10 protein-coding genes, 1 pseudogene and 1 riboswitch are annotated in these 11,294 nt (G+C 62.0%); of the genes and pseudogenes, 2 read left to right on the top strand and 9 right to left on the bottom strand.

What is annotated here, in order from left to right:
* Nucleotides 1–6: 6 nt before the first annotated feature.
* The 7 genes from Q8O96_RS20610 to Q8O96_RS20580 all read right to left on the bottom strand — a co-directional run bounded on the left by Q8O96_RS20610 (nt 7) and on the right by Q8O96_RS20580 (nt 6,107).
* Complete coding sequence (locus tag Q8O96_RS20610; RefSeq protein ID WP_102862893.1) at nt 7–528, bottom strand: TIGR02281 family clan AA aspartic protease; 522 nt, start codon at nt 526–528, stop codon at nt 7–9.
* Entirely contained in the window at nt 525–1,508 is a 984-nt protein-coding gene (locus Q8O96_RS20605; protein WP_305949311.1) for an esterase-like activity of phytase family protein, read from the bottom strand. The genes Q8O96_RS20610 and Q8O96_RS20605 overlap by 4 nt, the downstream gene beginning before the upstream one ends.
* On the bottom strand, nt 1,508–3,412 hold the full coding sequence (parE, locus tag Q8O96_RS20600; RefSeq protein ID WP_102882023.1) for a DNA topoisomerase IV subunit B: 1,905 nt from the start codon (nt 3,410–3,412) through the stop codon (nt 1,508–1,510). The genes Q8O96_RS20605 and parE overlap by 1 nt, the downstream gene beginning before the upstream one ends.
* Nucleotides 3,413–3,455: 43 nt before the next feature.
* A complete protein-coding gene (locus Q8O96_RS20595; protein WP_102862890.1) occupies nt 3,456–4,064 on the bottom strand; it encodes a YqiA/YcfP family alpha/beta fold hydrolase in 609 nt (202 codons plus the stop codon).
* A 67-nt stretch (nt 4,065–4,131) separates the two neighbouring features.
* The gene (cpdA, locus tag Q8O96_RS20590) at nt 4,132–4,947 is read right to left on the bottom strand and encodes a 3',5'-cyclic-AMP phosphodiesterase (protein ID WP_115581474.1); all 816 of its coding nucleotides are present in this window, start codon (nt 4,945–4,947) and stop codon (nt 4,132–4,134) included.
* A gap of 99 nt (nt 4,948–5,046) precedes the next feature.
* A complete protein-coding gene (locus Q8O96_RS20585) occupies nt 5,047–5,499 on the bottom strand; it encodes a DUF1249 domain-containing protein (RefSeq protein WP_011058915.1) in 453 nt (150 codons plus the stop codon).
* The gene (locus Q8O96_RS20580; RefSeq protein WP_102862888.1) at nt 5,490–6,107 is read right to left on the bottom strand and encodes an NUDIX domain-containing protein; all 618 of its coding nucleotides are present in this window, start codon (nt 6,105–6,107) and stop codon (nt 5,490–5,492) included. Before Q8O96_RS20580 ends, Q8O96_RS20585 begins: the two co-directional genes overlap by 10 nt.
* Before the next feature lie 225 nt (nt 6,108–6,332).
* Here Q8O96_RS20580 and Q8O96_RS20575 point away from each other — a divergent pair, with 225 nt between their 5' ends.
* The gene (locus Q8O96_RS20575; protein WP_305949310.1) at nt 6,333–7,076 is read left to right on the top strand and encodes an RsiV family protein; all 744 of its coding nucleotides are present in this window, start codon (nt 6,333–6,335) and stop codon (nt 7,074–7,076) included.
* Here Q8O96_RS20575 and Q8O96_RS20570 read toward each other — a convergent pair.
* A pseudogene (locus Q8O96_RS20570) lies at nt 7,048–7,350 on the bottom strand (putative hydroxymethylpyrimidine transporter CytX); the annotation flags it as partial. The gene Q8O96_RS20575 and the pseudogene Q8O96_RS20570 overlap by 29 nt on opposite strands.
* Before the next feature lie 152 nt (nt 7,351–7,502).
* Nucleotides 7,503–9,392, bottom strand: coding sequence for a phosphomethylpyrimidine synthase ThiC (gene thiC / locus Q8O96_RS20565; RefSeq protein WP_305949309.1), 1,890 nt, complete (start codon nt 9,390–9,392; stop codon nt 7,503–7,505).
* A gap of 163 nt (nt 9,393–9,555) precedes the next feature.
* Nucleotides 9,556–9,660: riboswitch (TPP riboswitch) on the bottom strand.
* A gap of 196 nt (nt 9,661–9,856) precedes the next feature.
* Between thiC and Q8O96_RS20560 the strand changes: the two genes are divergently transcribed.
* On the top strand, nt 9,857–11,287 hold the full coding sequence (locus Q8O96_RS20560; RefSeq protein WP_102862885.1) for a TolC family outer membrane protein: 1,431 nt from the start codon (nt 9,857–9,859) through the stop codon (nt 11,285–11,287).
* The last annotated feature ends 7 nt before the right edge of the window (nt 11,288–11,294 follow it).

Genomic DNA, 11,294 nt, shown 5'->3' with positions numbered 1-11,294 from the left:
CGGGCCTCATTGGTTCGTTGTCTGGCGCAGCAGCATAGTGCCGCCGCGCTGAGTAAATTCAAGTTTCTTCAAAGCGCTCATGCCCAGCAAAATCTGGTCGCCGTCGAGCCCCGGGGCCACCAGGGCCCTGACGTCCTGGAGAACGATATCCCCCAGTTGCAAACGCTCTATACGGGTCCGATAACCCTCGCTGCGCCCGTTGGCCGTGCTCAGGGTGACCGGCACCCCGCGCTCCAGGCCCAGGCGCTCGGCCAGCCCGGAAGGAATCGACACCTCAGTGGCGCCGGTATCGAGCATGAATTGCACCGGCTGCCCGTTGATATGGCCGCTGGCGACGAAATGCCCCTGGCCGTTGCCGACCAGTTTCACTTCGATATAACCCTCATGTTGTTGCGAACTGACGACCGTGTTCGGGTTCTCCTGACGGGCCTCCCAATCAGCGAAGAACCGCGTGGCCAGAAACAGCGCAGCAGCCCAGGCCATGATCAGCATCACGCGCCCGGCACTCTTGCCCGGTTGCTGGCTCATGACTTGCTACTCCAGCCACCTTCAGGCGCCGCAAAACGCCAGACGATGGGACGGGCCTCGCCATCGGCGCGGGCTCCATTGTTGTTGTCCACACCGATCCAGGCCCCCTTGGCATCCACCACCAAGGCTTCCGCCAGCCCATAGGGCTGTGGATAACGTCGATGCTCCACCAGCGCCTCGGCGGCATAGGACCAGCACTGCTCGACCTTCGCGGTCTGCGCATCCCGGCGACAGATCTGATAGGCGTTACGCTCCAGGGTGAACAACTTGCCGTCGAACAGCGACACGTCGGCAAAATCCCGGGACACCGCCTTGGCATTGGGCACCTGCTCCGGCTGCATTTCCGAGCCTGCCTCACTGAGCAGCACGCAACCACCATCACAGTCCCAAGTGGTCTGCCCGCGCTTGACCAGCAACAGCCCGCGCCGCTCACGCTCCGCCGCCAACCAGATCCGGTCGCCGGCAGGGTTCACCGCCAGGCCTTCGAACAAGGCGTTGAAATGCAGGAGCATGCCACTGGCCCGCGCTTCACGGACCATGATCGGGGAGATCTTCAACCAGGCCGGCGCGCCTTGCGCCGGCACTTGTAGCACCGCGGCATGAGCCTCGCTGATCACATACTTGTTGCCGGCGGCGTCGCAGGAGATGCCTTCGAAATCCAGGTCGCCACCACGCACGAAGGACGCCGCCCAGGTCCGTGACTTCAAGCCCCAGGGCAAGCCGGTATCGGGTACTGCAGGCACCTCCAGCTTGACGGCATCGGCCTGCCAGGCACTGTCGCGAGTATCGAGCTTGTAGATCTGATCATCATCGCGGTCGGAAACCGTCCACAAATCCTGGCCACAGAGTGCCAGCCCGGACAGATTGCCGCCGCGCATGCCTTTCACAGGATGCTCGGACAACAAGGTCAGTTCGGGCACTGGCGCGGCCACCACCGAGGTTGCCAATAGCGCTAGGGCCAGGGCAAAACCTCTGTGCATCAGGCCAGCACCTCGGCCAGGTTGCCCTTGGACTCCAGCCAGGACTTGCGATCACCGGCGCGCTTCTTCGCCAGCAGCATGTCCATGATTTCTGCGGTGGCCTCGACATCGTCCAGGGTCAACTGCACCAGGCGCCGAGTGTTCGGGTCCATGGTGGTTTCACGCAGTTGCGGCGGGTTCATCTCACCCAGCCCCTTGAATCGGGTTACCTGGGGCTTGCCGCGCTTCTTCTCGGCCACCAGGCGATCGAGAATGCCGTCGCGCTCGGCATCATCGAGGGCGTAGAAGATGTCCTTGCCCAGGTCGATGCGGTACAGCGGCGGCATGGCCACATAGACGTGACCGGCATTCACCAACGGGCGGAAATGCTGGACGAACAAGGCACAGAGCAAGGTGGCGATGTGCAAACCGTCGGAGTCGGCGTCGGCGAGGATGCAGATCTTGCCGTAGCGCAGTTGGCTCATGTCCTCGGCGCCGGGATCGACGCCGATGGCCACGGCAATGTTGTGCACTTCCTGGCTGGCCAGGACTTCGCTGCCGTCCACTTCCCAGGTGTTGAGGATCTTGCCGCGCAACGGCAGGATCGCCTGGAATTCCTTGTCCCGTGCCTGCTTGGCCGAACCACCCGCGGAATCACCCTCCACCAGGAACAGCTCGGAACGCATCGGGTCCTGGCCAGCGCAGTCCGCCAGCTTGCCGGGCAGCGCCGGGCCCTGGGTAATGCGCTTGCGCTCGACCTTCTTGCTGGCCTTCAAGCGGCGACCGGCGTTGCTGATGGCCAACTCCGCCAGTTGCATGCCCAGCTCGGGATTGGCATTGAGCCACAGGCTGAAGGCGTCCTTGACCACACCGGAAACGAAAGCCGCCGCCTCACGGGACGACAAACGCTCTTTGGTCTGGCCGGAGAACTGGGCGTCTTGCATCTTCATCGACAGGACGAAGGCGATCCGTTCCCAGACGTCTTCCGGAGCCAGCTTCAGGCCACGGGGCAGCAGGTTGCGGAATTCACAGAACTCGCGCATGGCATCCAGCAGGCCCTGACGCAGGCCGTTGACGTGGGTACCGCCCTGGGCCGTGGGGATCAGGTTGACGTAGCTTTCCTGAACACTGTCGCCACCTTCCGGTAGCCACAGCAGGGCCCAGTCCACCGCTTCCTTGTTACCGGCCAGGCTGCCGCAGAACGGCTCGCTGGGCAGGCGTTCGAATTCGCTGACCGCATCCACCAGATAGGAGCGCAAGCCGTCTTCGTAATGCCACTCCACCTTCTCACCGCTGGACTTGTCCTCGAAGCTCACCAGCAGCCCCGGGCACAGTACCGCCTTGGCCTTGAGCACATGCTTGAGGCGGCTGACGGAGAATTTCGGCGAATCGAAGTATTTCGGGTCCGGGGCAAAGTACACACTGGTACCAGTGTTGCGCTTGCCCACGGTGCCGACCACTTCCAGCTCGGTGGCCTTGTAGCCGTCGGCGAAGGTCATCTGGTATTCGTTGCCGTCGCGCTTGACCCGCACCCGCACCTGGTTCGACAGGGCGTTGACCACGGAAATACCCACCCCGTGCAGACCGCCGGAGAACTGGTAGTTCTTGTTGGAAAACTTGCCGCCGGCATGGAGCTTGGTGAGGATCAGCTCGATCCCGGACACGCCCTCTTCCGGGTGGATGTCCACGGGCATGCCGCGGCCGTCGTCGCAGACTTCCAGGGAATGGTCGGCGTGCAGGATGACCTGTATCGACTTCGCATGGCCGGCCAGGGCTTCGTCGACACTGTTGTCGATGACTTCCTGGGCCAAATGGTTGGGCCGCGTGGTGTCGGTGTACATGCCCGGGCGTTTGCGCACCGGGTCGAGTCCCGAGAGGACTTCGATGGCGTCTGCGTTATAAGAGCTAGCGCTGGGAGTGGCCATGGGTTCTCGTCGTTAGTCGTTCAATGAATATGGGGCGAGGCCTTCACAGTGCCGTGAAGTCGATCGCCTGGTACTGATCGGCAGTGATGCCGGCAAAATTCAACATCGCCGGCAATTGTCCGGCAAAACCTTGGAAACTATGATCGCCGCCGGCCTGAATGCGCAAGGCGCAGGCACGGTAATAGCGCTCGGCGCTGCGATAGTCCAGCGTCTCGTCCCCGGTCTGCAACCACACCTGATAACGCTGTGGGTCCTGAGGCGGCGCGACTTCCAGCGCTGCCAGGGCCGCCACATGGTCATGGGTCAGCTCCCAGGTTTCATCGGTATACAGGTTTTTCTGCGTGCCCAGATAACCGTCGAACATCCGGTGCGGGCTGACAGCAGGGTTGATCAGCAGGGCTTTGAGCCCGTAGCGCTCGGCAAGGTGAGTCGCATAGTAGCCGCCGAGCGAGCTGCCGACCAGCAATGGTCGACCGAGCTCGGCAATCGCCTGCTCCAGCTGGCCAATGGCCTGTCGCGGATGATGATGCAGGGCCGGTACCCGCAATTGTTCAGCCAGCCCCAGCTGCTCCATGACACGCCGCAACTGAGAGGCCTTGGTCGACGCGGGAGCACTGTTGAAGCCGTGGATATAAAGGATCGAACCGGACATGCGAACTCCCTGTGCACCTGGGCAAAAGCCGCAGTTTACAGGGATGACGACAGGTTACGAAGCCGCTTCAGTAGCCGTTGCTACCGTAGTCGATGGTGAATTCGTAGCCCAGGACCCGTTCCACACCGGTTTCCAACCGTCCATCGGGCCACAACCGCAGCCAGCGATAGCCAGGCACCTGCTCCTCGACCTTGAAGTCGTCGCTGCCGGGCTCGAACTGGATGCAGGTCGAGGGTGAGGCCAATAGCCGCATGGCGCCGCGCTGGCGATCGATTTCCTGATGCACATGCCCCCAGAGCAAGGCACGGACCTGAGGGAAAGCATCGAGCACGGCGAACAGTGCCTCGGCGTTGCGCAGGCCAATGGGCTCCATCCAGGTACAGTCAATGGATACCGGGTGATGGTGCAGGCAGATCAGGTGATGGCGCTCAGGCGCCTCGCTCAGGGAGTGAGCCAGCAATTGCAGTTGGTCGTCCTGCAGGTAACCCGGCACCGAGCCGGGCACCGCCGAGTCCAGCAAGGTGATGCGCCAGTTGCCGATATCCATTACCGGCTCCAGCAAGTCACTGTCCTGCGTCGCCAGTTGCATGACCTGCGGCTCGTCATGGTTGCCCGGCAGCCAGCGGCCCGGTGCCGGAATCTGTCGGGTCAACTGACGAAAGCGCTGATAGGACTCCAGGGAACCGTCCTGGGACAGATCACCGGTGGCCAGCATCAGGTCGATCCGCGGCTGCTGCGCCAGCACCTGCTCGATGACTCGCTGCAGACTGTCGGCGGTGTTCATGCCCAGCAAGGTGCCATCAGCGTCGGCAAACAGGTGGCTGTCAGATAGTTGCACCAGCAGTACGGAATCGTCGGCAGTCAGTGCGGATACGCTTGGCACGGCGTTCTCCCGGAGCAAGGGCACAAAGCATGATGAAGGCGGCAATTATGCTGGGGGAAATGCAAAAGAGGAAACCTGGGAAACGGACCCAGTTCACATCTATCGCACGGCTTCGAACTCGTGGCCGCAGGCCAGGCAATGACTCAGCCACTCCCCAAGAAAGACATTCAACTGAGCCTTTTCATCCGGCTGATGCATGAAGGCATTGGGATAGGGATAGATGCTGCGAAAACGCCGGGCATGCTCGGCACTGATGACCTCCGCCATCCGCGCATCGTGATAGACCTGCACTTCCAGTTGCGGCACGGGCAGCCACGGCAAGCTGTGCTCCTGACGCACCTGCAAGGTGGTGGTGTAGGGACAGGCCAGCACCACTTCCAGGGCCAGTACGCCGAGCATCTGGTCGCCCTGGGTCACGGCAATGCGCCGTGCCACAGGCTGATTGCGCATGTCAGGCAACAGGCGCATCAGCCGAGCGTAGTTGGCCTCGCAGGACGCTTGCAGCCCCGCGAGATCAACCCGATAGCGGTCGCGTACCTTGTTTACGACCATAACCCCCTCACTTCAGCGCGATTGAGCGCCAGCCACTGCAAGGCAATGATGCTGGCGGCATTGCAGATCCGCCCGTCACGCATGGCCTGCAACGCATCCTCATAAGCCATCACCGAAACCCGGATGTCTTCCGCCTCCTCTTCCAGCCCATGCAGCCCGCCGGCAGCGCTGCTGTCGCAACGGCCCAGGAACAGGTGGACGAACTCGGTGCTGCCCCCCGGCGACGGAAAATACTGGGTCATCGGCCACAGCGCAGAGATGTCCAGGCCAGCTTCCTCCTGTGCCTCACGCCGAGCAACCTGTTCCGGTTGCTCGTCCTTGTCGATCAGCCCGGCCACCAGTTCCACCAGCCAGGGCGTAGCGGTCTTGCCCATGGCGCCAACGCGGAACTGTTCGATCAGCACCACTTCATCGCGTTGCGGATCGTACGGCAGTACGCAGACCGCATCGTGACGGACAAAGACTTCACGATTGATTTCCCGCCCCATGCCACCGGCGAACAACTCGTGGCGCAATTGCAAGCGATCGAGCCGGTAGAACCCCTGGAAGCAGTTTTCACGCCGGATGATCTCAACGGCACTTGGCGTGGAGTTGGCAAAGTCAGTCATAACAATCCTCGTGTACAGCGTATTCGACCCGAGGATCCCCCTCGACTTCGCGCCATCCTAACGCGCCCGCGGCTGCCGATGCAGCCCCTTTACCCTCAGCGGGATAGACGGCGAGGGGCTAAACCTACTCTAATTGCTTCTATTGAGCTTAGTGGCGAACCGACTGCCTCGCAGACAGTCGAAGCCGGTAACTTTTGCCTCCCCCCTGGTTTATGAAGGACGCCCATGTCGCTTGTCAAAATCGCCTCCGTGGCCTGTATCGCCCTGACCCTGGGCGCCTGCCAAAGCCTGTTTCAGCCAAGCTACAACACCCCACTGGAAACCAAGCGCGAGAAATCCGAACAACTCAAGCCCGGCTGCAGTGGCGCCGACTGCCCACTGGTCAACCTTGACACCGTGCACTTTCCCGCCGAGCCGCAACTGGACGCCATCGTCGAAAAACGCTTGCTGCAAATGACCCGCACCAGCCCCGACGCCCCACTGCCGGCCAGCCTCAGCGCCTACCGCGAACAGTTCCTGCGCAGCGCAGCAGACCGCCACGGCATGTACCTGCAATCCAAGGTACGCGAGCAGCATGACGGACTGGTGATCATCGAACTGGCCAGCTACCTGGACACCGGCGCCGCCAATGGCACCCCGGGACGGGGCTTCGTCAATTACTCGCGCCAGCAACACAAGGCCCTGAACCTGGCAGACATGCTCCTGCCCGGCCAGGAGGACATGTTCTGGAAGGCTGCGCGGGTTGCCCACAACAACTGGCTGATCAGCACCCACCTGGATCGCGAAGCCGAATTCGTCAAGACCTGGCCGTTCCAGAAAACCCCGAACGTGGCCCTGACCCAGAAAACCGTGACCCTCAAGTACGACGTCACCACCATCGCGCCCTCGGTTCTGGGTCATATCGAATTGCAGATTCCCTACGACCGCCTCAAGGGCGTGCTCAAGCCCGAGCTGTTTCCCGAGAACTGAACGCCCGCCCCAACAGCCACTGCAACAGCCCTGCCAGTACCAGTGACGGCAGGGTTGCACCGACATCCGGATACAAATTGGCCAGCAGGTGACAGGTGCTCACCCCACCCAACCGGGCCGGCAGCGCCGTCCAGCGCAGGGCTGAGTGCGGGATCTGCCCGCTGCGGCGACGCAGGATGAAGTGATCCACCAGCACCACGCCAAACAACAGCGCAAATGCCGAGCCGATCAACAGCAGGAAGTTCTGGTACCGGGCCAATGGCGCCAAACACGCGCTGGTCGGCCGGCTCCGCGAGATCGGGATAGCAGGTACTTGCCCTGCTCAAGGGATCTATCTCAGAAAGAACAGGAGCAAGCTGCAAGCCTCAAGCATCAAGAAAAAGCACTTCGGCCTTTGCTTTCCGCTTGCAGCTTGCAGCTCGTGGCTTAGACCTTCTTGTACAGCTGGCTGCCTTCCTGCTTGAAGCGCGCGGCCTGCTCGGCCAGTCCCTTGACGACATCCACATCCACCGCTTCGATGCGCTGGTTGGCCGCGTATTCGCGCACTTCCTGGGTGATCTTCATCGAGCAGAACTTCGGCCCGCACATGGAACAGAAATGTGCCACCTTGGCCGAATCCTTAGGCAGGGTTTCGTCGTGGTAGGAACGTGCGGTGTCCGGGTCCAGGCCCAGATTGAACTGGTCTTCCCAACGGAACTCGAAACGCGCCTTGGACAGGGCGTTGTCGCGGATCTGCGCGCCAGGGTGACCTTTGGCCAGGTCGGCAGCATGGGCCGCGATCTTGTAGGTGATGATCCCGGTCTTCACGTCATCCTTGTTCGGCAGGCCCAGGTGCTCCTTGGGCGTGACGTAGCAGAGCATGGCGCAGCCGAACCAGCCGATCATCGCCGCGCCGATACCAGAAGTGATGTGGTCGTAGCCCGGAGCGATGTCGGTGGTCAGCGGGCCCAGGGTGTAGAACGGTGCCTCGTCGCAGCACTCCAGCTGCTTGTCCATGTTCTCCTTGATCAACTGCATCGGCACGTGGCCCGGGCCTTCGATCATGCACTGCACGTCGTGCTTCCAGGCGATCTTGGTCAGCTCGCCGAGGGTTTCCAGCTCACCGAACTGGGCTTCGTCGTTGGCGTCGGCAATCGACCCCGGACGCAGACCATCTCCCAGGGAGAAGCTGACGTCGTAGGCCTTCATGATTTCGCAGATTTCGTCGAAATGGGTGTAGAGGAAGTTCTCTTTATGGTGCGCCAGGCACCACTTGGCCATGATCGAACCGCCCCGGGAGACGATGCCGGTGACGCGCTTGGCGGTCAGCGGTACATAGCGCAGCAACACGCCGGCGTGGATGGTGAAGTAGTCCACGCCCTGCTCGGCCTGCTCGATCAGGGTGTCGCGGAACAGCTCCCAGGTCAGGTCCTCGGCCACGCCGTTGACCTTTTCCAGGGCCTGGTAGATCGGCACGGTACCGATCGGCACCGGCGAGTTGCGGATGATCCACTCGCGGGTTTCATGGATGTGCTTGCCGGTGGACAGGTCCATCACCGTGTCCGAACCCCAGCGGATGCCCCAGGTCAGTTTCGCCACTTCTTCCTCGATGGAAGAACCCAGGGCGCTGTTGCCGATATTGCCGTTGATCTTCACCAGGAAGTTGCGGCCGATGATCATCGGCTCCAGCTCAACGTGGTTGATGTTGGCCGGGATGATGGCGCGGCCGCGGGCGATTTCCTCGCGGACGAACTCTGGGGTGATTTCTTTCGGAATGCTGGCGCCGAAGCTGTGGCCGGCGTGTTGCTGCTTCAGCAGGCCGGCGGCGCGGGCCTCCTGCAGCTTCATGTTTTCGCGGATGGCGACGTATTCCATCTCGGCGGTGATGATGCCTTTGCGCGCGTAGTGCATCTGGCTGACGTTGGCCCCGGCCTTGGCTCGGCGCGGGTTGTTGACGTGGGCAAAACGCAGCTTGGTCAATTCCGGGTCCGCCAGACGCTGCTGACCGAAGTTGGAGCTCAGACCCGCCAGGCGCTCGGTGTCGCCACGGTCTTCGATCCACGCCGAACGTACATCGCCCAGGCCCTTGCGCACATCGATCACCACGTTCGGATCGGTGTAAGGACCGGAGGTGTCGTACACAGTGACCGGCGCGTTGATCTCGCCGCCGAAATCGGTGGGGGTCACGTCCAGGGTAATTTCGCGCATGGGCACGCGGATGTCCGGGCGGGAACCCTGGACATAGACTTTTTGCGAGCGGGTAAAGGGCTGCACCGATTGTTGGTCGACTTGGGCCGACTCACTGAGGTTGCTAGCGTTTTTTAGTTTTGTCGTCATCACGGGCTCTCCAGACAGCATCCAGGCAGTGGGATTTTGTCGGAGCGAACCTGTAACGGACGGACGCACCCTGTCTAAGCAACTAGTGAGTGCAGTGCTTGGTACTCGAGGGGTGTTCGATTGTCGAACAACATCCCGGACGAAGCACAAGAGGACTCGCCGGGTGACGAGAAATCTTGTTCCCTACGCAGGCGCTAACCTGATCAGGTTCAACGGGATCCGGATTATCCGATCTCAGCCTCATAGCAAGGCACCCCGACAAGAACCGAGCCAGTCTAGACAAAGCCGGGACAGAACGCCAACCCCCGTGCAATAAGCAGGATGAATGGCGTAATTAGCGGATTGTTGCGACCTGCCAGCGGCTCTACACTCCTTGCCCTGTGTCGAACCTTGACGCTCTATGGGTCGCGCCTTAGCCTTGGCGCCTGGATTATCTCCGTAATATCAACTCTAGGGATCGCCGAATGCTGCGCAAACTCTCACTGGCTGTTGCCGTGTCTTGTGCGTCCAATGGAATGGCCTGGGCAGCAGAAGCGCCTTTGACCACCAAGACCGACCTGGTCAGCGTCTACCAGGAAGCGGTGGACAACAATGCCGATCTGGCCGCTGCACGCGCCCAGTACGGCGCCCAGAAGGAAGTGGTGCCCCAGGCTCGCGCCGGGCTTTTGCCCAACCTCTCTGCCGGCGCGGACATGAGCAATACCCGCACCAGGTTCGATGAGCCTTCCATGACCTCGACCCGCAGCGGCAACGTCTACCAGGCGACCCTGGCCCAGCCGTTATTCCGCGCCGATCGCTGGTTCCAGTTGCAAGCCGCCAAGGACATCAACGAACAGGCCTCGCTGCAACTTTCGGCCACCGAACAGAACCTGATCCTGCAAAGCGCGGAGAACTACTTCGCGGTGCTGCGCGCCCAGGACAACCTGGCCTCGACCAAGGCCGAGGAAGCCGCCTTCAAACGCCAGCTGGATCAGTCCAACGAACGCTTCGATGTGGGCCTGTCGGACAAGACCGACGTACTGCAATCCCAGGCCAGTTACGACACCGCCCGGGCCAACCGCATCCTTGCCCAGCGCCAGGTGGACGACGCCTTCGAGGCCCTGATCACCCTGACCAACCGCGAGTACAACGCGATCCAGGGCATCGTCCATACCCTGCCGGTGCTGGCGCCGACCCCCAACGATGCCAAGGCTTGGGTCGACACCGCCGCCAAGCAGAACCTCAACCTGCTGGCCAGCAACTACGCGGTCAGCGCCGCCGAGGAAACCCTCAAGCAGCGCAAGGCCGGGCACGCCCCGACCCTGGACGCCGTGGCGCAGTACAAGAAAGGCGACAACGACGCCCTGGGCTTCAGCAACCCCAATCCGTTGACGCGCTACGGCAGCGATGTCGAACAGCGCTCCATCGGCCTGCAGTTGAACATCCCGATCTACAGCGGCGGGCTGACCAGCTCCCAGGTTCGCGAGTCCTATTCGCGCCTGAGCCAGACCGAACAGCAGCGTGAATCCCTGCGCCGCCAGGTGGTGGAGAACACCCGCAACCTGCACCGCGCAGTGAATACCGATGTCGAGCAGGTCCAGGCCCGACGCCAGTCGATCATCTCCAACCAGAGCGCGGTGGAAGCCACGGAAATCGGCTATCAGGTGGGGACGCGCAATATCGTCGACGTGCTCGATGCCCAGCGCCAGCTGTACACCTCGGTGCGCAACTACAACAACAGCCGCTACGACTACATCCTCGACAACCTGCGCCTGAAGCAGGCCGCCGGCACCCTCAACCCCGGTGATCTGCAAGACCTGTCGCGCTACCTCAAGGCCGACTACAACCCGGACCGTGACTTCCTGCCGCCGGACCTGGCCAAGGCCGCACAAGAGCAACTCAAGGCTCGCCCCTGAAGGCCGC

It is taken from the genome of Pseudomonas sp. LPH60, from assembly GCF_030718165.1.
Lineage (GTDB): Bacteria > Pseudomonadota > Gammaproteobacteria > Pseudomonadales > Pseudomonadaceae > Aquipseudomonas > Aquipseudomonas danubii.
Note: the sequence above shows the minus strand (reverse complement) of the source record. Positions and strands in the feature narration are given on the sequence as shown.